Source organism: Amycolatopsis sp. NPDC058278, assembly GCF_042881395.1.
In the GTDB taxonomy this organism is placed as follows: Bacteria; Actinomycetota; Actinomycetes; order Mycobacteriales; family Pseudonocardiaceae; genus Amycolatopsis.
This window is the reverse complement of sequence record NZ_JBHVXZ010000009.1, coordinates 65,553-87,751: the sequence shown is the minus strand read 5'-3', so window position 1 is coordinate 87,751 and position 22,199 is coordinate 65,553. Positions and strand designations below refer to the sequence as shown.

18 protein-coding genes are annotated in these 22,199 nt (G+C 72.4%); 10 read left to right on the top strand and 8 right to left on the bottom strand.

Annotated features, from left to right (window positions below; all coding sequences use genetic code 11):
• Window positions 1–8 precede the first annotated feature (8 nt).
• The 6 genes from ACFVYA_RS06850 to ACFVYA_RS06825 all read right to left on the bottom strand — a co-directional run bounded on the left by ACFVYA_RS06850 (window position 9) and on the right by ACFVYA_RS06825 (window position 6,125).
• Entirely contained in the window at window positions 9–1,652 is a 1,644-nt protein-coding gene (locus ACFVYA_RS06850) for a serine/threonine-protein kinase (RefSeq protein ID WP_387043192.1), read from the bottom strand.
• A gap of 215 nt (window positions 1,653–1,867) precedes the next feature.
• Window positions 1,868–2,725, bottom strand: coding sequence for a hypothetical protein (locus ACFVYA_RS06845; RefSeq protein WP_387043190.1), 858 nt, complete (start codon window positions 2,723–2,725; stop codon window positions 1,868–1,870).
• 260 nt (window positions 2,726–2,985) lie between these two features.
• A complete protein-coding gene (locus ACFVYA_RS06840) occupies window positions 2,986–4,515 on the bottom strand; it encodes a hypothetical protein (protein WP_387043188.1) in 1,530 nt (509 codons plus the stop codon).
• Window positions 4,516–4,861: 346 nt separating this feature from the next.
• Complete coding sequence (locus tag ACFVYA_RS06835) at window positions 4,862–5,176, bottom strand: hypothetical protein (RefSeq protein WP_387043186.1); 315 nt, start codon at window positions 5,174–5,176, stop codon at window positions 4,862–4,864.
• 65 nt (window positions 5,177–5,241) lie between these two features.
• Window positions 5,242–5,538, bottom strand: a complete 297-nt coding sequence (locus ACFVYA_RS06830) for a chorismate mutase (protein ID WP_013222709.1) — start codon at window positions 5,536–5,538, stop codon at window positions 5,242–5,244.
• A 161-nt stretch (window positions 5,539–5,699) separates the two neighbouring features.
• Window positions 5,700–6,125 carry a DUF1707 domain-containing protein gene (locus ACFVYA_RS06825; protein WP_387043184.1) on the bottom strand — a complete coding sequence of 142 codons (426 nt, stop codon included), beginning with the start codon at window positions 6,123–6,125 and terminating at the stop codon, window positions 5,700–5,702.
• 167 nt (window positions 6,126–6,292) lie between these two features.
• On the opposite strand from ACFVYA_RS06825, the gene pcrA reads away from it, so the two are divergent.
• Window positions 6,293–8,707 carry a DNA helicase PcrA gene (gene pcrA, locus ACFVYA_RS06820; protein ID WP_387043182.1) on the top strand — a complete coding sequence of 805 codons (2,415 nt, stop codon included), beginning with the start codon at window positions 6,293–6,295 and terminating at the stop codon, window positions 8,705–8,707.
• 972 nt (window positions 8,708–9,679) lie between these two features.
• On the opposite strand, the gene ACFVYA_RS06815 is transcribed toward pcrA, so the two are convergent.
• Window positions 9,680–10,360, bottom strand: coding sequence for a M23 family metallopeptidase (locus tag ACFVYA_RS06815; RefSeq protein WP_387043181.1), 681 nt, complete (start codon window positions 10,358–10,360; stop codon window positions 9,680–9,682).
• A gap of 1,185 nt (window positions 10,361–11,545) precedes the next feature.
• On the opposite strand from ACFVYA_RS06815, the gene ACFVYA_RS06810 reads away from it, so the two are divergent.
• The 9 genes from ACFVYA_RS06810 to ACFVYA_RS06770 all read left to right on the top strand — a co-directional run bounded on the left by ACFVYA_RS06810 (window position 11,546) and on the right by ACFVYA_RS06770 (window position 21,437).
• The gene (locus ACFVYA_RS06810; RefSeq protein ID WP_387043179.1) at window positions 11,546–13,180 is read left to right on the top strand and encodes a hypothetical protein; all 1,635 of its coding nucleotides are present in this window, start codon (window positions 11,546–11,548) and stop codon (window positions 13,178–13,180) included.
• A complete protein-coding gene (locus ACFVYA_RS06805) occupies window positions 13,170–13,493 on the top strand; it encodes a hypothetical protein (protein ID WP_387043177.1) in 324 nt (107 codons plus the stop codon). The genes ACFVYA_RS06810 and ACFVYA_RS06805 overlap by 11 nt, the downstream gene beginning before the upstream one ends.
• A 118-nt stretch (window positions 13,494–13,611) precedes the next feature.
• Window positions 13,612–14,781, top strand: a complete 1,170-nt coding sequence (gene sucC / locus ACFVYA_RS06800; RefSeq protein ID WP_329052302.1) for an ADP-forming succinate--CoA ligase subunit beta — start codon at window positions 13,612–13,614, stop codon at window positions 14,779–14,781.
• Window position 14,782: 1 nt separating this feature from the next.
• The gene (gene sucD, locus ACFVYA_RS06795; RefSeq protein WP_086843519.1) at window positions 14,783–15,673 is read left to right on the top strand and encodes a succinate--CoA ligase subunit alpha; all 891 of its coding nucleotides are present in this window, start codon (window positions 14,783–14,785) and stop codon (window positions 15,671–15,673) included.
• Between the two features lie 209 nt (window positions 15,674–15,882).
• Complete coding sequence (locus ACFVYA_RS06790) at window positions 15,883–16,683, top strand: DUF5336 domain-containing protein (protein WP_387043174.1); 801 nt, start codon at window positions 15,883–15,885, stop codon at window positions 16,681–16,683.
• A 137-nt stretch (window positions 16,684–16,820) separates the two neighbouring features.
• Window positions 16,821–18,305: a DUF6350 family protein gene (locus ACFVYA_RS06785; RefSeq protein WP_387043172.1), complete on the top strand. Its 1,485-nt coding sequence runs from the start codon at window positions 16,821–16,823 to the stop codon at window positions 18,303–18,305.
• Window positions 18,306–18,382: 77 nt separating this feature from the next.
• Window positions 18,383–19,000: a phosphoribosylglycinamide formyltransferase gene (gene purN, locus ACFVYA_RS06780; RefSeq protein WP_387043170.1), complete on the top strand. Its 618-nt coding sequence runs from the start codon at window positions 18,383–18,385 to the stop codon at window positions 18,998–19,000.
• Window positions 18,990–20,558, top strand: a complete 1,569-nt coding sequence (gene purH, locus ACFVYA_RS06775) for a bifunctional phosphoribosylaminoimidazolecarboxamide formyltransferase/IMP cyclohydrolase (RefSeq protein WP_387043168.1) — start codon at window positions 18,990–18,992, stop codon at window positions 20,556–20,558. The genes purN and purH overlap by 11 nt, the downstream gene beginning before the upstream one ends.
• A 66-nt stretch (window positions 20,559–20,624) precedes the next feature.
• On the top strand, window positions 20,625–21,437 hold the full coding sequence (locus tag ACFVYA_RS06770) for a hypothetical protein (RefSeq protein ID WP_387043166.1): 813 nt from the start codon (window positions 20,625–20,627) through the stop codon (window positions 21,435–21,437).
• Here the strand turns inward: ACFVYA_RS06770 and ACFVYA_RS06765 are convergent.
• Entirely contained in the window at window positions 21,434–22,186 is a 753-nt protein-coding gene (locus ACFVYA_RS06765; protein WP_387043164.1) for a hypothetical protein, read from the bottom strand. The two genes, ACFVYA_RS06770 and ACFVYA_RS06765, sit on opposite strands and share 4 nt — an antisense overlap.
• Window positions 22,187–22,199 lie beyond the last annotated feature (13 nt).

Here is a 22,199-nt window from a genome sequence, read left to right as displayed (position 1 = left end):
GTCCTCGATCATCCGTTGGCCGGCGGCTGCGAGCTCGATTGGGCTGGGGAGCTGGGAGCAGAGGACGACGCAGGCGGCGACTCGGACTCCGTCGTCTTCGGCGGCGTTGTCGTTTTCGGTGTCGTGGTCACCGGCGTTTCGGTCGCTCGCGAGGTCGTCGCACGCTTCGTCGACGAGGTCGTCTCCGACGCCGGAGGGGGCACCTCCACCGGGGTGAACGAGTCCTCCGTCGTCGACGGTTCCGACGACGACGACGTGGCAGCGGGCGACGGCTTGCTGCTGGATACCGGCGCGGCCGGCGCCTCCGGGTTGTTCGGGCTCAGCAGCCAGACGACGAGCGCGACCAGGCCCACGACCACGATGCCGCCGATGATCGCCGGGCGCTTCCACGCGCCGGGCTTGTCCTCGTCCTCGTCGACCGGGCTCAGCTGGGGTCGTGACCGGGCCGGGGGCGGCTCGGGATCGTCGTCGTAATCGTCGTAGTCGTCCTCGTACCCGCCCTGCTCGTGCGGCGGCACCGGCACGGCGCGGGTCGCGGCCAGGCCGGGCGGCACGCCCCCGGCCGCGTGGTGATCGTCCTCGGGGTAGTGGCCGTACCCGTCGTAGTCGTCCTCCGGGTAGCCGGTGCCCTCCGGGTAGTCGTCCTCGTCGTAGAACGGCACCGCCTGCGTCGGGGCCCCTCCGCCGCCGCCGACCAGCGTGCCCGAGTGACCGGCGGGGATCTCGTCGAACATCTGCGTCGCGTTCGGGTCGGCGACCGCCGCCGCGCCGAGGACGCCGGCGGAAGGCGCCATCATGGTCTCGTCCGCGGGGCCTCCGAGCGGCGTCTCGCCACGGGCGACGGCGGCGAGCAGCTCCTCGCACTCCTCGGCGGTCGGCCGGTGTTCGATTTCCGGGTGCAGCAGCACGGCCAGCACGCTGGCCAGCGGCCCGGATTGGCGCGGCGGGTTGATCTGCCCGGCCGCGACCGCGTGCAGCAGGCTCAGCGTGTTCTCGGACAGCCCGAACGGGGGCTGGCCCTCGCAGGCCGCGTACAGCGTCGAACCGAGGGAGAAGACGTCGGACTCCGGCCCCGGCTCGCCGCCGATGGCGACCTCGGGGGCCAGGTAGGCGGGGGTGCCGGCGATCATCCCGGTCTTGGTGACCGTGACGTCGTCCTTGGCCCGGGAGATGCCGAAGTCGGTGATCTTCACGGTGCCGTTGGCGCCGAGGAGGATGTTGCCCGGCTTGATGTCGCGGTGCACGATGCCGACCGCGTGCGCCTCGCGCAGCGCCGCGGCGACCTGGGCGCCGATGCGCGCCACCTCGGTCGGCGGCAGCGTGCGGCGTTCCTGCAGCACGGCGGCCAGGCTGGTGGAGTTGAGGTACTCCATGATCAGGCACGGCTGGCCGTTGTCGTCGGTGACGACGTCGAAGACGGAGATCGCGTTGGGGTGGTGCAGCCGGGCCGCGATCCGGCCCTCGCGCATCGTCCGCTGGCGGGCGTCCTCGGCGTCGTGCTCGTCCAGGTGCGGCTGGAGCAGGAGCTGCTTGATGGCCACGGTGCGGCCCAGGACCTCGTCGTGCGCCTGCCAGACGGCCCCCATCGCGCCCGTGCCGACCCGCCCGACGATGCGGTATCGATCGGCGACCAGACGACCCTCGTCGCTCACGCGACCTCCCTTTGGGCTCCCGCTACACCAGGGCGTGCGGATCGGTGCCTGGTGGCGCGGCCACGAGCACGCCGCTTCGCTGGAGCGTATGCACATGTCGTGGGCTCTGAGCCGGCTTTTCCGAGACCGGCCCGTGACAAGGCTAGGCGCTCACTCTGCGCACACGAAATCGGCACGGGCACTTGAACCAGGGGTGAATGGGTGATCGCGGTGGGCTACATGTACTGGGCCGAGACGAGCTCGGCTTCGGTGATCAGCCCACCGCTGTCGGCGACCCGGAACAGCTGGGTGACGCGTACCAGGGCGCCGTCCGGCCGGTGCAGCGTCGCGACCGCGAGGATCGAGCCGTCCGGCTTGATCTGCGTGTCGGCCTCCTGGACGTCGATGGCGTCCATCGAGCTCCAGGTGCGGACCAGCTCGCCGGCCGTCCCCTCGACCAGCGCCGGGCTCAGCAGCGCCAGCGCGCCGGCGGAGTCACGGGCGATCTTGGCGTAGAAGTCCTTGACGGCCTGGATCTTGCGGCTCGCGCTGCGGGCGTCGGCGGCCTTGTCCGGGACCGGGGCGGCGGCGACCGGCGTCGGCTGGGTCCGCGGGGTGCCGTTCGCCGGCTGGGTGGCCGGTGTGCCTTCGACGTGCGTGCCCGGCGTGGCCTGGCTGCGCTGCTCCGGCGCGCCGCCGCCGGCCTGGTGCTGCGGGACGGCGAGGCCGCCGAGCTCGGCCGCGCCGGTGAACCCGGCGGGCGTGGACTGGCCGCCGGGGGAGGCGGCGCGGTGGGAGCTGGTCAGCATCGGCGCGGCGACCACGGCACCGGCGACGAGCGCGCCCGCGGCGACGAGCCCGGTCAGCTTCGCGCGGCGCGCGAACCGGCTTTCCGGCTCGCCGCCGTCTTCGCTCTGCACCGGCTCGCGGGCCGGCTCGGTCCGCGACGGCAGGAACCGCTGCGGGTCGCGGAAGACCTGCTCGAGGTGGTCCCGGTCGGCGTCGGCGACGCCGTCCAGGATCTCGGCCGGGATGACGTCCTCGACGCGGACGGCGTGAGGTGACTCACGCCGTGTGCGCTGCCGATCAAGCACGAAAGTCCTCGCTCTGGGTTCCGGGGACGGTCACTCGGCCGGTCGGCCGGGCGCCCGTTGGTCCGGTCGGCCGACTCGTGGCCGGTTTCCGGATTCGCTGTCGTCAGGTAACCCTGTGCGGACGGCGACCACCAGGCTCTGTCGCCGGAATGCCGTCGCGATACGACGAGCGGCAGCTTATGTCACCCACCCGGACCAGGCATAACCGCTCGGCGCACCGCACGTGCATCAGAACGGGCGAACCGCACGTGCGAGACCGGCTACTGACCGTCAGCCGTGATCTTGTCGCCGTCGCCGAAGGTCAGTGTGCGCTCCTCGACGGTCTTGGTGCCGTCGGTGTGGGTGACCTCGACGGTGTTGACCGTGACGCCGCGCTGCTGGTCGATGCTGACCTTCTTGACTTCGAAGTAGGCGATGCCGGCGTACCGGTCGGCGAGCGCCTGCGGCCCCTGGTCGTGCAGGTGGCCGGTGGTCACCGACGACGCCGCGGACGGGTCGGTGGTGACGGTGTTGAAGAACTTCTCCGAGTTGTCCCCCATGGTCTGGGCGTCCGGCGGGAAGGAGTACCACCACGGCGGCTTGACCGGGTTTTCGCGCTGGGCGGGCGTGACCGGCGGCTTCCGCGGGGCCGGGCCCGGATCGGCGGTGCCGGGCTTCGCCTTGCCGGGGGTGGTGGTGCCGCGGGAGGGCGGGGGAGCCACGCCGTCGACCGGCCCGGCACCGCCGCCGCTGTGGGTCTTCCCGGCGGTGTTTTCCGGCCGCGACGCGGATTCCGGCCCCGGCGCGGAGCCGCCCTGCGTCGGCGGCCGGTGCTCGCCGGTGGGGTCGGCGATCGTCGGCACGCCCTGGTAGCCGGGCCAGGAACCCTGCACGGCCTGGTCCATCGGCGGCTTCCCGACCAGGAAGGAGCCGGCGCAGAGGAGGCCGACGACCACGGCACCGGAGGCACCGGTGGCGAACCAGGCCGCCTTCCGCCAGGTCTTCGGCGGCGTCACCGAGGCGGGAACGGAACCGATCGTGAAGCCCCCCAGGCCGTCGAGGGGAGGGGCGGAGTAGATGCGGACGTCGTCATCGTCGAAGTCCGCACTCCGCGGCGTGGGCGCGACCAGCGAGACGCGGGTCCGCCGGGCGGCCAGGTCGGCACGGCTTTCGGCGGCCGGCGCCTCGTCCGGGCCGGGGTCGAGGTCGTCGTCTTCGAAGGCGTCGAGCGGAAGACTGCCGTGCGAGGCCGGGAAGAGCGGCGGCGCGGGCCGCCGGTCCCGCGGCTGCGGCAGCGACGGCTGCGGAAGCGGCAGGTACCCGGACACCGCCGGATCGGCCGGCGTGGGTCCGGTGGTCCCGCCCGCGAAAGGGCGGTTGCCGGCCTCCGGCGATCCGGCCGGCGGGTAGCGCCGCAGGGGATGGGAGCCGCCTTCGAATGGCTCGGTGGGCGCGTGGTGCGGCCAGGAGCGGGTGTCGCCCAGCGGTTCGGCGTCGCCGCGGTACCGCACGGGGTAGGAGCCCTCCGGCTGCTCGGCGGCTCCGCGGTGCCACAGGGGATGCGAGCCACCTTCCGCCGGCTCGGCCGCCTCGCGGTACCGCGAGGAATACGAACCGCTCTCCGGCGCCTCACCAGACCCGTGGTGCCGCAACGGAAGTGAGCCCGGCTCCGGTGCGTTCCCGGTCGCGCGGTGGCGCACCGGGCGGTGCTGGGGCAGCGGTGGCGTCCAGCTCTCCGCGCTGCCGCGCCGGTGCCGCCCCGGATGCGCGGCCGCCGCGGCGTGCCCGTGGAACTCCGTGCCTTGGCTCATGTGAGCTCGACCACCCGGCGGTGCGGTCCTGACGCCATCCGGCGGCGAGACGACCCGATCGGAGCATCCTCACGCGCGGAATCCCGTTCGGAATCCTGTTCGGAATACTGCGCAAATGCACGCGCACGCGACTGGAGACGCGCGGGGCCAGTGCCCCCGCGCGTCTCGCGGGCATTGCCCGACCCAGACGCAAGGGTCCTCACGCCGCCAACCCTAGGAGCATCCGGCGGAGAAAGTCGCCCCCAAACCTGCAAGTTGCAGAGGTTTCACTCGGTCGGGCGCGACCGAACGGGCGATGGTGACGCTACGAAGTTTCACCCAGCGCCATCGACCCTGATCAGGAGTTTCAGCCTCCCGTGCGGTAACGGTCCCGCGTGGATTGCAGCGCCTTCGTCGCCACCACGCCGCTACCCGCGGCGACGACGATCGCGAAGATGTCCAGCGTCGGTCCGCCGGCCGTGAGCAACCAGGCGAACAGCGAAGCCGCGGTGGTACCGCCGGCAACGGCCCACCTGCTCTTGACGTACTGCGCGACCGGAGCGCCCCCGGCACGCTTGCCCGCCGCGTTGTTCAGCAGCGCCAGATACCCCACATGGCCCAGCGCGGCCAGCACGCTCACGAGCGCGACGATGACGGCGATGAGGTTCACGAGCCAGTCCATGACCACAGTCTGCCTGTACCGGGGCCGCCGGTGCCTCGGGGAAGTCCCCGAATTCACCGCAACCGTTACCGGCCGAGCCGCCCGCGGCCGAGGTTCAGCAGCGCCATGGCCAGCTGCCGGCCGTCCGGGCCGAGCTCGCGGTAGCGCGCGAGCACGTCCATCTCGCGGTTGTAGACGATGCGCGTGCCGCCGGCGGCCATCCGCGCGGCCCCGATCGTCTTGGACACCTCGACCCGGCGTTTGACCAGCCGCAGGATCTCCTTGTCCAGCCAGTCGATCTCCTCGCGGAGCGACGCGATGTCGTCGCCCGCGGGAGTGTGCTCGGCGGGCTGGCCGTCGGCGTTCGTCGCGTGTGCGTTCATCGGGACCTCTTCCTCGAAGCCCGGACCCGGCCCCAGGGACGGCGACAGCCCCGGGTCCGTGGACTCCGGGGCTGGCGTGATGGCGGTTCGGGCACTACGCGATCACGGGAGCCGGAGTCCGGATCCCGTAGAAAAATCGCTCTGCGTGGTGCCGCATGTGCTCAGTATGGCACAGCGGCACGGGGCCGCTCCCGGACCGAGCGCACCCGGGCGTGGACCAAGAGGCTCACCCCGAGCCAGAACAGCGGGAACGCCGGCCAGAAGAACCCGGCGCCCAGCACCGCCCACCGGACGACCACCAGCACGGCGATCGCGACCACGACGGCGAGGTGGACGCGCAGCGCGGGATGGCGCCGCAGCGCCTCCCGGGTCAGCGGGAAGCCGGGCGACGGCGGCGCGGGCCGCGGCAGGTCGGTGGTGAGCGCGGCGAGTTCGTCGGTGAACCGCGCGGAGTAGACGCGGCTGAGGCGCTCTTCGACCTCGTCGAGGGTGAGCCGGCCTTCGACACCGGCGGTCTGGACGGTGGTGGCGACGCGTTCACGATCGGCGTCGGCGGCCCGGATGCGGGCGGAGCTGGTGTCTTCCATGTCCACCGATGCTCCGCGCGTGGAGCCCGCGGCGCGTCGGGTGGCAAGCGACATCCGGCGCTACGCCCACCGCCGTAGCCGCTCTCGCTGACCGCCCCGCCACCGGAGCGGCTCGCGTCGGCACGCTGTGCCGCACTCCCACCCACCCGGGGTAGCGTGGACGCACGATGGACACCCTCTTCGATCTCCCCGCCGCGACCCCTGTGCGCAAGCCCGCCGCCGGCGGGCAGGCCGAGCTGCTCGACGACCTCAACCCCGCCCAGCGCGAAGCCGTCACCCACGCCGGTGGCCCGCTGCTGGTGGTGGCGGGCGCGGGATCGGGCAAGACCCGGGTGCTGACCCGCCGGATCGCCTACCTGCTCGGGCAGCGCCGCGTGCATCCGGGCGAAATCATGGCGATCACGTTCACCAACAAGGCCGCCGCCGAAATGCGCGAGCGCGTCGCCGCGCTCGTCGGGCGCCGCGCGAACGCGATGTGGGTGTCGACGTTCCACTCCATGTGCGTGCGGATCCTGCGCCGTGAAGCCAAGGTCCTGGACATGTCGTCGAGTTTTTCCATCTACGACTCCGACGACACCAAGCGGCTGATCACCCTGGTGGCGCGGGACCTCGACATCGACCCGAAGCGCTACGCCGCCCGCACGCTCGCCGTGCACATCTCGAACCTGAAGAACGAGCTCACCGACCCGGAGACCGCGGCGGCGAACGCGGGCAACGACCTCGAGCGCCGCGTCGCCGAGGTCTACGGCGAGTACCAGCGGCGGCTGAACCAGGCCAACGCCTTCGACTTCGACGACCTCATCATGCGCACGGTCTCGCTGCTGCAGGCGTTCCCGGACGTCGCCGAGTACTACCGGCGGCGCTTCCGCCACGTGCTGGTCGACGAGTACCAGGACACGAACCACGCGCAGTACACGCTGGTCCGCGAGCTGGCCGGGACCGCGCCGAACGAAGCGGGTGTCGAGCCGGCCGAGCTGGTCGTCGTCGGTGACGCGGACCAGTCGATCTACGCCTTCCGCGGCGCGACGATCCGCAACATCGAGGAGTTCGAGCGGGACTTCCCGAACGCGCGCACCATCCTGCTGGAGCAGAACTACCGCTCCACGCAGACGATCCTGAACGCGGCCAACGCCGTGATCGAGCGGAACCCGAACCGGCGGGCCAAGCGGCTGTGGACGGATTCGGGCGACGGCGAGAAGATCGTCGGCTACGTCGCGGACAACGACCACGACGAAGCCGCGTTCGTCGCGGGCGAAATCGACGCGCTGGCGGAGAAGGGCGAAGCCGACTACTCCGACGTCGCCGTCTTCTACCGCACCAACAACCAGTCCCGCGTCTTCGAAGAGATCTTCATCCGGCTCGGCCTGCCGTACAAGGTCGTCGGCGGCGTGCGGTTCTACGAGCGCCGCGAGGTCCGCGACATGATCGCGTACCTGCGCGTGCTGGCGAACCCCGAAGACACGGTCAGCCTGCGGCGCGTGCTGAACGTGCCCAAGCGCGGCATCGGCGACCGCGCGGAGGCCGTCGTGGCGACGCACGCCGAGCGCGAGCGGATCTCGTTCGCGGCCGCGCTGCGGGACGCCGTCGAGGGCAAGGTGCCGTTGCTGAACCCGCGCTCGGTCAAGGCGATCGGCGGGTTCGTGGCGCTGCTCGACGAGCTCGGGACGCTGATTGCGGACGGGGCCGAGGTGCACGACGTCCTGGAAGCGGTGCTCGACAAGACTGGTTACCGCGTCGAGCTCGAGGAGTCGGAAGACCCGCAGGACCACACGCGCGTGGAAAACCTCGACGAGCTCGTCACGGTGGCGCGCGAATTCACCGAGATCACCGCCGCGGTCGTCGCGGACGAGAACGCCGAACTGGTCGTGGACGAGGGCGTCCCGGCGCCGGGCTCGCTGCCGGCGTTCCTCGAGCGCGTGTCGCTGGTCGCGGACGCCGACTCGGTGCCTTCACCCGACGGCGGCGACGAAGGCGACGGCGGGGCGGGTGTGGTCACGCTGATGACCGTGCACACCGCGAAGGGCCTGGAGTACCCCGTGGTGTTCTGCACCGGCTGGGAGGACGGCGTCTTCCCGCACATGCGGGCGCTGGGCGACCCGACGGAGCTGGCCGAGGAGCGACGGCTGGCGTACGTCGCGATCACGCGCGCCAGGAAGCGGTTGTACGTCTCGCGCGCGATCACGCGCTCGGCGTGGGGCCAGCCGTCGATGAACCCGGCTTCGCGGTTCCTCGACGAGCTGCCGCCGGACCTCGTCGACTGGCGGCGGCTGGAGCCGTCCAGCGGCGGCTTCGGCTCGTTCGGTTCCGGTTCGCGCGGCACCCCGCGGGCGGCGACCACCTGGGGCGGCCGACGGTCTTCTTCGCCGTCTTCGTCGGGCACGCCGTCGTTCGGCAAGGGCTGGAAGGACACGGTGGCGCTGAAGCTGGACGTCGGCGACCGCGTCAGCCACGACAAGTACGGCCTCGGCACGGTGATCTCCTGCGACGGCGTCGGCCCGCGCGCGACGGCCACGATCGACTTCGGTCAGGCGGGCAAGGTCCGCCTGATGCTCATCGGCAGCGTCCCGATGGTGAAGCTCTAGCCAAAGCGCCACTCGTCCGAGTGATTCCGGCGGCGATCTCTTCGATCGCCGCCGGAATCGTCGTACCCACCCGGTAGAACTGACCCTGCAATCGAACAAAGGTTCGATGGAGGGGGTAATGTGGTGTGGACGCGGTGCTGTTTGGGCTGTTGGCCGAAGGGGTACAAAAATATCTGCGAGGAGTCCTGGGGTCGACGGTTCCGGATCGGGGTCGGGAGCCTTCGGGGGCTTCGGGAATTCCTTCGCGTGCGGGAGCGGAGGCGTGCCGGCTGGCCGCCGCCTGGCGAGCGCTGCTCAGGCAGCACGAGCTCGGCGCGGACGGGCGTTGTGTCACCTGCGGCCGGGGACGCCGCTGGACGACCAGGGCCCGGAGTGCCGCGCGTGTCCGCTCCGCGGGGGGCGCAAGGGGAGCTGTGCCCTGGGGCTGGCTGCCGGTCCGGCAGCCAGCGGAGCTGTGCACGGTGTGGCAGGTCGCGGTGGCGTACTTCATCCGCCGTTTGCCGGGCGGACAGCGGTAGGCGGTTGCGGACGCTGAGACGGCTGTGGGCAGCTTGGATCGGATCTGCCGTGACTCCGGACGCCGGCGAGGATTCGCCGCGGTATGGGGCGGTTCCGCTGTCGGGTGCGATCGGCCGGGAGGTCAACGCGGGCGAGTCGTGTCCGGAAAGCTCCCGCGCGATCGGCTCCGGAGGAGCGATGACCGTGCCGGCGACGCTCGATGACGTCCGGCGGCCTTCGCCGGGGAGCGAAGACGTACCCGATAGGAGTGTTTGTGTTTGGCCCGCAGTGGCCAACCTTGATCTTGTGACCGGTTTCAGCGTACGAACGGCTCGGCGGAGCGCGTGTGGTCAGCGCTCTTCGTCGGCTGCCGTTGCCCGCGGTGTCCCGGCCGGAGCGGATGATCGCTCTACGGCCGGGTTTCCGCTGTCGTACGCGCTGGTGGTGCCGGCTCCCGTGCCGGGAGCGAACGGATCAGAGAACGATGCCGCGCGCGGCCAGCCAGGGCCGGGGGTCGATCTTCTTGGAGCCGTTCTGCCAGACCTCGAAGTGCAGGTGCGGGCCGGTGCTCTGGCCGCGGTTGCCGATCTCGGCGATCTGCTGGCCGCACTTGACCTTCTGGCCCGCCTGGACGGAGAACTTGTTCATGTGGCCGTAGACCTGGATCGTGCCGTCGTCGAGCTGGACCCGCACCCAAAGGCCGAAGCCGCTGGCCGGGCCGGCCTCGATCACGGTGCCGTCGGAGGCGGCGTAGATCGGGGTGCCGATGGCGTTGGCGATGTCGATGCCGAGGTGGCTCGTGCCCCAGCGGGCACCGAAGCCGGAGGTGAAGGTGCCGTGCGCGGGCAGGCAGGTCTTCGGGCGGGAGGCTTCTTCGGCGGCCTTTTTGGCGGCCTCGGCTTCGCGCTGCTCACGGGCCTGCGTGACGGAGGCACTGTCGGCGAGCTTGGCGGCCTCGGCGGAGGCGTCGACGGTGTGGCCGGTCGGCAGGAGCTCGGGGGCACCCCCGGAGCCCGCACCTCCCGCGGTCAGGGAAGCGCTGGCGTCCTGGCTGTTGGCCAGCGGCGTGACGGCGGTGTCGGTGTCGGTGACTGTCTTGAGGGTCGAGCCCGCAGCAGCGGCGGCGAACGCACCAGCCGCAACAGCGGCAACCACGACACGGCCGCGAAGGGCCGAAGAGGGCGGGGCGATGCGGTGCGCACCCCGGACACGAACGACCGCACCTTCCAGTGCGTCCTTCAATGCCGGGGAAGGAGCTTGGCCGCCGGGGGAGCGGTGTGAAGCCAAGACAGGGCCTTCCATCGTCGGGGAGTCGGGTCGAGGACTGTGGGCGGGGGAACCCGATGAGCCAACCTCGGGGGTGGTTTGCTCGCGTCCTACTTCGTGACCTGACTGTAATGGGGACCCCGGGACAGTAACCAAGGGGTACCGCTGTCGGCAAGACGTGCCCCCGCTGTCGGCCGATCGGGTGGAACCGCCACCCCGCTCACCTGTGGAAATCACCCAAAGTTAGAGGGGGTTTACGGCGTTCGGTGTGACTTGCCTTACAGGCTTGACGGGTGGTGAAGGCCCACCGAATGGCCCAACGGGCCTCAGGAGCGTCCGAAGAGCCTCCGAAGGCCGGAATAACGAATTGCGGGGGAGGGTTGAAGCGCATCCGACGACTCGCGCCCCGCCACGGCTCCCGGACGGCCCGAACTTGCTAGCGTCGCGGGCAATATGCCCCCACGCGCAGAGCCCCCCACCGGAAGCACCCCCGGCCCCCGCCAAGAACCCGAGGCACGAGGTCCGGACAACGCGCCCCCGAGCCCGCCCCCGGCCCGGCCGGGGTCTGCGCAGGCCCCACCCTCAACGGACCAGAGCGCACCGGGTCCCCCCGAGCCCACGCGGCCCGTGCCTGCCGCGGGAGGCGCGGCGAGTGCTGCCCCTGCGGGCGATTCCGCAGTCGCCGACCGGTCGGGCGAGCCAACACGGCCCGTGCCTGCCGCGGGCGGTGTGCCGGGTGCGCCCAGGGCCGCTGCCCCTGCTGGCGATTCCACCGGCGCCGACCGGTCCGGCGAGCCCACCCGGCCCGTCCCCGCCGCCGGTACCGTTTCCGGCGCGCCGCAACGCCCCGCAAGTAGTTCTCCCAAGCCAGCATCAGCGGGCCGAACTGCCCGAACGCGCAGCAACCCCTCGCAACCGAGCCGCACCCCCGGCAAGCCGCACACCTCCGTCGCCTCGCCGGCCGACGAGAGCGGGCCCTGGGCCGACGACACCGAAACCCGCCCCTCCAGCGCCCTGAAAACCGGCCTGGCCCTGGCCGCACTCGGCGCCGTCGCCCTCACCGCCGCCTCGATCGTGCCCGTTTCGCCCGCCGCCGGGCCCGGGTTCACCAGCTGGCCGTGGCTCGCCCTCCTCGCTCTCGCGCCCGCCGTTGCCGCCATCTGGTTCGCCGCCGTCGGGAAACCCGGCCTGGGCGGGGGCCTCGTCCTCGGGCTGGCCGCCCTCGCTCCCGGGCGGCTGGTCCTCGACCTGCAGTTCGCCGTCAACGGCCCGCTCACCATCCGGCCCGAGCTCTACCTGCCCGACCGGTTCCTCGGCAGCTCCGCCGTCGGCGGCGGGTTCTGGCTGCTCGTCGCCGGGCACGTCCTGACCGCGGCCGCCGGGGTCGTCGCGTGGCGGGCCCTGCGGAACCACGACGAGCCCGAACGCCGGCGGTGGCGGCTGCTCGTCCCGCTGCTCGCCGTCGTCGCCGGGGCCGGGCTGCTCACCGCTCCGGTCCACTCCGGCAACGGCTTCCTGCTCGCCCGCGCCGCCTTCGAAGGCCCCTGGCCCGCGCTCGGCGGCTACCTCCTGGTCGCCGCCGCCCTGCCGCTCGCCGCCGTGCTCGCCCTCGCCGCTCCGGCCGAGCACGTCGCCCGGGGGGCTCTCGCCGGGCTGGCCGCCGCCGCCTTCGGGGTGGCCGCGCCGCCCGTTCTCGCCGGACTCTTCCGGGGTGACCTGGACGTCACCTGGGGACCCGCGCTCGCACTCGTCGCGACGGCCGTCGTCGGCGGCCTCGCGGGCACGCGGCTGACCGAGCGCACCGAAAAGACCGAAGCCGACCTCGCCGGCAGCGCGAAGCTCCCCGGCCTCTTCTGGTGGCGGCTCACCACCGGCCTGCTCGGTCTCGCCACCGCGATCGCCGCGCTCATCGGCGCCTTCGCGCCGCAGGTCGCCGTCACCGCGCTGAACCCGGGCGCCACCACGCCGGTCAGCGCCGCCGCCGACAGTCCCGCGCGCTGGTTCCTCCTCGCCGCCGCGCTCGTGCTCGCCGTCCCCGCCGCCGGGGTGCTCGTCCCGAAGACCGCCGCCGTCGCGCGGCCCGTGCTCGGGGTGGCCTGGGCCGGGATCGTCCTGGCCGGCACGGCCGTCCTCAACACCGCGCTGACCGCCACCCAGGCCGGCAACCTCGCCGGCTTCGGGGGCGCGGCCGCTCCCGTCTTCAGCTACGACCTCGGGGCCGGTGCCGCCTGGACGTTCGCCGCGCTCGTGCTCGCCGCCCTGGCCGCGCTCGCCGCCGCCGGCACCGGTGTCGTCGAACGCGAAGACGCCGGGGACGGCGCCGAGCCGGACCACCGGACACTCACGCCCGTCGCGGCGGGGGCGATCCTGGCCGTGGCCGCGTTCGGGCTGCCCGTCTTCGCCGTTCCCGGCTACGTCGCCGCGGGCCTCTGGTCCCACCTCGACACGCCGTCGTGGGGCCTGCTGACCGCCGCCGTGGTCGTCGTCGGTGCGGCCGCGCTCGCGACGCGGTCCCGGCCGAAGCCGGCGGCCGCCCTGCTCGCCGGCGCCGCCCTGCTGACCGCGCTGCACGCCGCGGAGCTGCCGCTCGTCGGCGGCTCACTCGGCGGGGCGAGCCCGGCCGCCGGGTTCTGGGTCGCGCTCGCCGCCACGGCCGCGTTGCTCGCCGCCGCCGGCATCTCGGCCGCCGGGGGACGCCGTGCGCCGTGAGCGCCTGCGGGTGCTGCTCGTGGAGTTCGAAGAGCCCGACCCGGCCGCCGTCGCGCTGGGCCGCGTCCTGCGCGACGACGGCGTGGAGGTCGTCCACGCCGGGCCCGTGGGCACCGTCGAACAGATCCTCCGCACCGCCGAGCAAGAGGACCCCGACGCGGTCGGCGTGCTCGGCGCCGCCCCGCCCGAAGACCTCGAGGACGCGCTCGGGGGTGTCCCCGTCTTCACGGCCGAGACCGCCTCGGAGGTGGTGAAACAGCTCGCCGGTGGGCGGTCTCACACCGGTGAAGCACCGTCTGACCGCGTACGGTGACCGACTTCACCAGGTGCGGAGTCCCCTGCGTCTGCGCAGGTCGCTAACCTCGACTGGTCCGACAGCGCGGTCCGGTCGCGGACCACCTGCAGTGGCGTGTCGTCAGGAGACTGGAGTAGTGGACCTCTACGAGTACCAGGCGAGGGATCTCTTCGCCGCCCACGGAGTACCGGTTCTGCCGGGCTCGGTGGCTAGCACCCCCGAAGAAGCCAAGGCCGCCGCGGAGCAGATCGGTAACCAGGTCGTCGTCAAGGCGCAGGTGAAGGTCGGCGGCCGCGGCAAGGCGGGCGGCGTCAAGCTGGCCCAGACGCCGGACGAGGCGAAGGAGAAGGCGGAAGCCATCCTCGGCCTCGACATCAAGGGCCACATCACGCGTCGCGTGCTCGTGGCCGAAGCCTCGGACATCGCGTCCGAGTACTACTTCTCCTTCCTGCTGGACCGCGCGAACCGCACGTTCCTGGCGATGGCGTCCTCCGAGGGCGGCATGGAGATCGAGCAGCTCGCGGTCGAACGCCCCGACGCGCTCGCGAAGATCCCGGTCGACGCGATCGCCGGCGTGGACAAGGCGAAGGCGCTCGAGATCCTGAAGGCCGGCAACTTCCCGGCCGACATCATCGACGAGGCCGCCGACGTCGTGGTGAAGCTCTGGGAGACCTTCGTCTCCGAGGACGCCACCCTGGTCGAGGTCAACCCGCTGGTCCGTGACCCGCAGGACAAGATCATCGCCCTCGACGGCAAGGTCACCCTCGACGAGAACGCGGACTTCCGCCAGCCGGGCCACGAGGCCCTGGTGGACAAGGACGCGGAGAACCCGCTCGAGGCGAAGGCCAAGGCCAAGAACCTCAACTACGTCAAGCTCGACGGCCAGGTCGGCATCATCGGCAACGGCGCGGGTCTCGTGATGTCCACTTTGGACGTCGTGGCGTACGCGGGTGAGAAGCACGGCGGCGTGAAGCCGGCGAACTTCCTCGACATCGGCGGCGGCGCGTCGGCCGAGGTCATGGCGGCCGGGCTGGACGTCATCCTCAACGACACCGACGTGAAGAGCGTCTTCGTCAACGTCTTCGGCGGCATCACCGCCTGCGACGCGGTGGCGAACGGCATCGTCGAGGCCCTGAAGATCCTGGGCGACGAGGCCGCCAAGCCGCTGGTCGTCCGCCTGGACGGCAACAACGTCGTCGAGGGTCGCCAGATCCTGGCCGACGCGAACCACCCGCTGGTCACCGTGGTGGACACAATGGACAACGCGGCCGACAAGGCTGCCGAGCTCGCCGCGGCAGGTGCGTGAAATGTCGATCTTCCTCAACGAGAACAGCAAGGTCATCGTCCAGGGGCTCACCGGCTCCGAGGGCATGAAGCACGCCACCAAGATGCTGAAGTCCGGCACGAACATCGTGGGTGGCGTCAACGCCCGCAAGGCCGGCCAGACCGTCACCATCGAGGGCAAGGACCTCAAGGTCTTCGGCACCGTCGAAGAGGCGATCAAGGAGACCGGCGCCGACGTGTCGGTCATCTTCGTGCCGCCGAAGTTCGCCAAGGACGCGGTCATCGAGGCGATCGACGCCGAGATCCCGCTCGCCGTGGTGATCACCGAGGGCATCCCGGTGCACGACTCGGCCTACTTCTGGGCCCACGCCGTCGCCAAGGGCAACACGACCCGGATCATCGGCCCGAACTGCCCCGGCGTGATCAGCCCGGGCAAGTCGAACGCCGGCATCATCCCGGCCGACATCACCGGCCCCGGCAACATCGGCCTCGTGTCGAAGTCCGGCACGCTGACCTACCAGATGATGTACGAGCTGCGGGACATCGGCTTCTCCACCGCGGTCGGCATCGGCGGTGACCCGATCATCGGCACCACGCACATCGACGCCCTCGAGGCGTTCGAGGCGGACCCCGAGACCAAGGTCATCGTGATGATCGGCGAGATCGGCGGCGACGCCGAAGAGCGCGCCGCGGCCTACATCAAGGAGAACGTGACCAAGCCGGTCGTCGGCTACGTCGCGGGCTTCACCGCGCCCGAGGGCAAGACCATGGGCCACGCGGGCGCCATCGTGTCGGGCTCCTCCGGCACGGCCGCCGCGAAGAAGGAGGCCCTCGAGGCCGCCGGCGTCAAGGTCGGCAAGACCCCGAGCGAGACCGCCGTCCTCGCGCGTGAGCTGTACAACAACCTCGGCTGAGGTTGACGCAGTAACTCCTGGTGAGGCCGGGCACCCAGTCGGGTGCCCGGCCTTACCTCGTTTCGGCATGAAACCCGGCGAGGTATTCACACGTCTGGTGGGCTGACGGCCTTCGAGTGCGCTAGCGTTCTGCGCACACAAGCCGCCTCGTCTTTCTTCCGGGCGCCCGCGCGCCCGGAGTGCCGGTCGAACCGACAGGAGTGCATCCGATGACCTTCCCCAGCGGTGGGCCCGGCTACCCCCAGCAGGGTGGCGGCCAGCAGCCCCCCGGACCGCCGTCCAGCGGCTTCCCGTCGCAGCAGCCGCCGCATTCGCACCAGGCGCCCTCCGGCGGGGCCGGCCTGCCGCAGAACCTGCCGCTCCTGCTCGCCCTGGTCGTCGCCGGCCTCGGCCTCGTGCAGTACTTCCTCGGCTTCTCCGACAACGGTGAAGTCGGCCTCGGCGGGACGTTCCTGCTCGGCGGTGGCCTGCTCGCCGCGATGCACGCGCTGCCCAAGGGCCCGAAGACGCTGCCGTTCGCGGCGCTGTTCAGCGTCCTCGGCGCGCTCGAGGTCCTGGACACCCTCGTCGGGCTGCAGACCTCGCCCGGCATCGTCACCGTCATCCTGATCCTGGCGATCCTGCAGATGCTCGTCGCGGTCGGCGCGCTGCTGATCGCGCACGACGTCATCAAGCCGCCGTCGCCGAAGCCCGCCGCGCCGTCCTACGGCGGCCAGTACGGCCAGCCGGGCCAGCAGCAGTACGGCCAGTCCGGTCAAGCCGGTCAAGGGGGCCAGGCCGGTCAGCAGTTCGGCCAGCCGGGCCACGGGCCGGGGCCGGTCGCCCCGACCGGTGAGCCGTCGGCGCCGTTCTCGCAGCCGGGCCAGTACGGCTCGCCGAACCCGCCGTCGACCACGCCGCCGCCGGGCCAGCAGGCCACGACGTACGCCCCGATGCAGGGCCAGTTCTTCCAGCAGCCGCCGCCGGAGAACCCGGGCACGCCGCCCGGTGGCTTCGGCAAGTCGAACTGACGCAGCTCCCCCTTCGAACACCCGCTGTGACCCTCGTTGTCACAGCGGGTGTTTTACGTCGGCGGAGACCCGACCGGGTGAGCTCCCGCTCCCGGCGGCGGCGTGGCTCACCCGGATGGACCAGCCCGGATGTCAGGGTGCGGATCATGGAGTTGCTCACCGACGACCCCCACCCGCCGGGTGAAGCGGTGGGCGAGCCCGGACCCGGCGCCGAACCCGCCCCGGGGTCCCGGCTCCGCGTGCTGCTCGCCGCCGCCCTCGGCCCGCTGGTCACCGGCTACGCCGCCGTCGCGACCGTGCTGGCCCTGGTCGCCCTCACCGCCGGCCGCACCGCCTTCTCCGGCACCGGCGTGCTGCTGGCCGCCGGGCCCGGCTGGCTCGCCGCGCACCAGGTGCGCCTCGGTATCGGCGGCCACCCGCTCGGGGTCCTGCCGCTGCTGCCGACGCTGGGTGTCGTCGCGCTCGCCGCGCGGACGGCGTCCGGCGCCGCCCGCCGCCTCGGCTGCCGGTCGTTCCGCGAAGCCCGGCCGGTGCTGCTCACGATCACCGGTGCGCACGCGGTGTTCGGGCTCGTCGTCGCGCTCTGCGCCCAGGGCTCGCCGGTGACGGCGAACCCGGCGCTCGCCTTCGTCGTGCCCGGGCTCCTCGCCGCCGCGGCCTCGTGCGCGGGCATCACCCGGTCGTGCGGGCTGCCGGACGCCGTCGCCGACCGCATCGACGCGCTCGCGCTGCGCGGGCTGCGCGTCGGCGCGATGAGCCTGGCGATCCTGGTGGCCTGCGGCGCCGCCGTGTTCACCGTCGCGACCGGGCTGTCGTGGGCGACGGTGTCCGGTACCTACGAACCCGGGTTCGGCACCAGTTCCGGGCTCTTCCTGCTCTCGCTGCTGTACCTGCCGAACGCCGTGACGGCGGCGCTGTCCTTCGTCACCGGGCCCGGGTTCTCGATCGGGCCGCTCACCGTCGGCATGTTCGGCTACCGCGGCGGCGCCGTGCCCGCCGTCCCGCTGCTCGGCGGCCTGCCCGAGCACCACGCGGCCTGGTGGCCGGCGCTGCTGGTGCTGCCCGCGGCGGCCGGCGCGCTGGCCGGCTGGTCGCTGCGCAAGGCCGACGCCGATCCGGCGCAGCGCATCCGGGCGGTCGCGGTCGCCGGTGCCGTCGTCGCGCTCGGCTGCGTCGTGCTGGGCACGCTGGCCGGCGGGCGGCTCGGTGACGGCCCGTTCGACCCGGTGAGCGTCCCGGTCGGCGTCGCTTCGATCGTCGCGTTCTGCTGGATCGTCATCCCGGGTTCGTTCGTCGCGTTCTTCACGGGCGAGCACGAGCCGCCCGCTCCGCCGCCCGAAGCGCTCGAAGACAACGAGGCCTTCCAGGACGCCGACGACATCGACGCGGAAGAAGCGTCCGAAGCCGTCGAGGAACTCGAAGCGGCTGAAGCCCTCGAAGAGTCCGAAGAGGACGAGGAGATTTCCGCCGAGGACGCGGAGTTCGAAGCCGAGGCCGACGCCGAGCTGGGCCTCGTAGAACCGGCCGAAGACGTCCCCGGAGCCGCTCCCGAACCGGGCGGCGCTGTGACCGGAGGCACCGAGACCTGCGGCGACGTCGAGCCGGACGAGGGGGACCGTTAGGGTTTACGTGACCTGGTGAAGCGCCGTGCGCCCGGCTGCGCACCGCCCGCGGCAAGGAGCCCGCTCTGTCTCAACGGTTGGACCTGCCCACTCCGGTGAAGCTCGTCGTGCTCGCGTCGGGTTCCGGCACCCTCCTGCAGGCGGTGCTGGACGCCACCGGGCGGTCCGGCTTCCCGGCCAAGGTCGTCGCCGTCGGCGCCGACCGCACCGGCATCGAGGCCCTCACCCGCGCCGAGCGCCTGAGCATCCCGTCGTTCAGCGTCCGCGTCGCCGATCACCCCGACCGCGCCGCGTGGGACAAGGCGCTGACCGAGGCCGTCGCGGCGTACCGGCCCGACCTGGTCGTCTCCGCCGGGTTCATGAAGATCCTCGGCGAGCAGTTCCTCGGCCGCTTCACGGTGATCAACACGCATCCGGCGCTGCTCCCGTCCTTCCCGGGGATGCACGCGGTCCGCGACGCGCTGGAGGCCGGGGTCAAGGTCACCGGCTCGACCGTGCACTTCGCGGACGCCGGGGTCGACACCGGGCCGATCATCGCCCAGGAGGCGGTCGTCGTGGAGAGCGACGACGACGAAGACGTCCTGCACGAACGGATCAAGGCCGTCGAACGCAGGCTGCTGGTGGAAACGATCGAGCGACTCGGCCGCGGTGGCTGCACCGTGGACGGACGAAAGGTGACATTTCGTGAGCACTGACCTGGGACGGCGCCCGGTCCGCCGGGCGCTGATCGGCGTCTCGGACAAGGCGGGCCTCCTGGACCTCGCGACCGGCCTGCACGCGGCCGGCGTCGAGATCGTCTCCACCGGCGGCACGGCGAAGGCCATCGCCGACGCCGGGGTCCCGGTCACGCCGGTCGAGCAGGTCACCGGTTTCCCGGAGTCGCTGGACGGCCGCGTCAAGACGCTGCACCCGCACGTGCACGCCGGGCTGCTGGCCGACCAGGGCAACCCCGACCACGTCGAGCAGCTGCGCAAGCTGGACATCGCGGCGTTCGACCTGCTCGTGGTGAACCTGTACCCGTTCGCGCAGACCGTCGCGTCCGGCGCGAGCCACGAGGACTGCGTCGAGAACATCGACATCGGCGGCCCCGCCATGGTCCGCGCGGCGGCGAAGAACCACGGCAGCGTCGCGGTCGTCGTCGACCCGGCCCGCTACGGCTGGGTGCTCGAGCGCGTCGCCGGCGGCGGCTTCGAGTTCGAAGACCGCAAGCGCCTCGCCGCCCAGGCATACGCGCACACGGCGGCGTACGACACGGCTGTCGCGTCGTGGTTCGCCAGCGCGTACGCCCCCGACGCGGACACTGCCGACGCCGGCTTCCCGGACTTCCTCGGCGCCACCTGGGAACGCGCCGACGTCCTGCGCTACGGCGAGAACCCGCACCAGAAGGCCGCGCTGTACAAGAGCGAGCGGCCCGGCCTGGCGCACGCCGAGCAGCTGCACGGCAAGGCCATGTCGTACAACAACTACGTCGACACCGACGCCGCACGCCGCGCTGCGTACGACTTCGCCGAGCCCGCCGTCGCGATCATCAAGCACGCCAACCCGTGCGGTCTCGCGATCGGCGTCGACGTCGCCGAAGCGCACCGCAAGGCGCACGCCTGCGACCCGGTTTCGGCCTACGGCGGCGTCATCGCGACGAACCGGCCGGTCAGCCGCGAGGCCGCCGAGCAGATCGCCGAGGTCTTCACCGAGGTCGTGCTGGCCCCGGACTTCGACGCCGAGGCGCTGGAAATCCTGCAGCGCAAGAAGAACATCCGGCTGCTGAAGCTGCCGGCCGCCCCGGCGTCGCCGATCGAGTTCCGCCCGATCTCCGGTGGCGTCCTGCTGCAGACCGCCGACGCGATCGACGCTTCCGGCGACGACCCCGCCAACTGGAAGCTGGCCACCGGCGCCCCGGCCGACGAGCAGACCCTGCGCGACCTCGAGTTCGCGTGGCGCTCGCTGCGCGCGGTCAAGTCGAACGCGATCCTGCTGGCCACCGGCGGCGCGACCGTCGGCGTCGGCATGGGCCAGGTCAACCGGGTCGACTCGTCGCGGCTCGCGGTCTCGCGGGCGGGCGACCGGGCCAAGGGCGCGGTCGGCGCGTCGGACGCGTTCTTCCCGTTCCCGGACGGCCTGGAGGTGCTGACCGAGGCGGGCGTGCGCGCGATCGTGCAGCCCGGCGGCTCGGTCCACGACCCCGAGGTCATCGCGGCCGCGGAAAAGGCGGGCGTCACCATGTACCTGACGGGGACGCGCCACTTCGCGCACTAACCGCTTTCGGGGGCTCCGGGGCGAAGCCCCGGATGTCACGACCCGCGCTTCGAGAGGGAGGGCTCGATGCAGCAACCGCCGCCGTACGGCCAAGGTCAGCAGGGGTACCCGGGCTACCCGCAACAGCAGCCCGGGTACCCGCCGCAGCAGGGCTATCCCCAGCAACCCGGATATCCGCCGCAGCAGGGCTATCCCCAGCAGCCGGGCTACCCGCAGCAGCCGGGGTATCCGCCCGGGTACCCGCCCGCCGGGTACGGCGCGCCGGTGCCGCCGCCGAAGAAGAAGCGGACCGGGCTGATCCTCGGCATCGTCGGCGTCGTCGTCGTGCTGCTCGGCGCGGGCATTCCGCTGGGCATCTTCGCGGGCGACTACTTCGCGAGCACCGGCGCGGCACCGTCGTCGTCGCCGGTGCCCGCCGAGTGCCAGGTCCCGGCGCCGGTGCTGGAGAAGGCGGGTTTCCCGAGCTTCGTCCTGGGCGGCCAGGGCACCCAGGACCTCCCCGGCATCAAGCAGCAGGGCTGCAGCTGGAAACCGGGGCCGGACGAGAACGTCCGCGACGCCACCATGCACGTCCAGATCACCCGGTACTCCGGGGAGAGCGCGCGCGAGCAGGCGAACGACATGTTCACGCCGAAGGCACCGGCGCTCCCGCCGACGGACGTGCGCGGCATCGGCGACAAGGCGGTCCTGGTCCGGCTCGCCACCGACAGCGCGTTCAGCGGGTCCGAACTGCACGTCCTGAAGGGCACGACCGTCGTCATCCTCGAGGTGTCCGGCTGGGACAAGGGGTTCTTCTCGAACTCGCCGATGCCGCAGGACGAGACCGACGCCGCCGTACAGGCGGTCGGCGCGGAGATCGTCAAGAAGCTGCCGCGCTAGGCGGGCGCGGGCAGCGTCCTGCAGAGCGCGGCCGGGAACTTCGGCTCGGCCGCCAGGATCTCCGCGCAGCCGGCGGACCGGGCCTGCGCGAACGACGTCCACCCCGCGTCGCTCCAGCGGAAAGCCGTGCGGGACGGCGGCTCGGACTGGTGCTGCGGGAGGTCGAGGACCAGCCAGCCCGGCACGCACACGCGCGTCGTGCCCGGGCCGACGGCACCGGCGGCGGACGCGGCGGCACCGATCCACGCCGGATCGCAGTGGTCGGCGGGCGGGGCGCAGGTGCCTTGGCGGTCGCAGTGGCCCCAGCCCGCGCCCAGCTTGTGCCAGGCGTTGCCGGTGTCGGCGTTGAGGATGACCGTCCGGTCGGCGATCGGGTCCGTCGTCGTCAGCCGCAGCTCCGCGGGCACCTTGTCCTGGCAGCCGCCCGCCGCGGGGCGGGTCGAGTAGACGACGTCCGCGCGGATGTCGGTCTTCGCCTCCACGACCTGTTCGATCCGCGGCTCCTGGACGCAGCCGGGGTCCTTGCCGGGCAGGTCGACCTGCACGACGAGGCTGTGGTCGTCCGAACCGGGGCGGATCCCGGTGACGTCGGCGCGGAACGAGCGCCACTGGGCCCCGATGGTCGTCGGCGCCGTGGCCGCGGCCGTGGCGCCCGGAACCCCGCAGCCGGCGGCGACCGCTCCCGCCGCTCCCACCGCGAAGAGGGCGCAGGCGAGTGCCACGATCGGCCGTCTCCGCGGTTCGGTCATCGCCACTCCCAAA

Bases quoted from the DNA above. Each gene is read 5' to 3' on its own strand.
- ACFVYA_RS06840 (WP_387043188.1), bottom strand. From the start codon at position 4,515: ATGAGCCAAGGCACGGAGTTCCACGGGCACGCCGCGGCGGCCGCGCAT.
- ACFVYA_RS06835 (WP_387043186.1), bottom strand. From the start codon at position 5,176: ATGGACTGGCTCGTGAACCTCATCGCCGTCATCGTCGCGCTCGTGAGC.
- ACFVYA_RS06790 (WP_387043174.1), top strand. From the start codon at position 15,883: ATGACCTTCCCCAGCGGTGGGCCCGGCTACCCCCAGCAGGGTGGCGGC.
- sucD (WP_086843519.1), top strand. From the start codon at position 14,783: ATGTCGATCTTCCTCAACGAGAACAGCAAGGTCATCGTCCAGGGGCTC.
- ACFVYA_RS06770 (WP_387043166.1), top strand. From the start codon at position 20,625: ATGCAGCAACCGCCGCCGTACGGCCAAGGTCAGCAGGGGTACCCGGGC.
- ACFVYA_RS06765 (WP_387043164.1), bottom strand. From the start codon at position 22,186: ATGACCGAACCGCGGAGACGGCCGATCGTGGCACTCGCCTGCGCCCTC.
- ACFVYA_RS06825 (WP_387043184.1), bottom strand. From the start codon at position 6,125: ATGGAAGACACCAGCTCCGCCCGCATCCGGGCCGCCGACGCCGATCGT.
- pcrA (WP_387043182.1), top strand. From the start codon at position 6,293: ATGGACACCCTCTTCGATCTCCCCGCCGCGACCCCTGTGCGCAAGCCC.
- ACFVYA_RS06830 (WP_013222709.1), bottom strand. From the start codon at position 5,538: ATGAACGCACACGCGACGAACGCCGACGGCCAGCCCGCCGAGCACACT.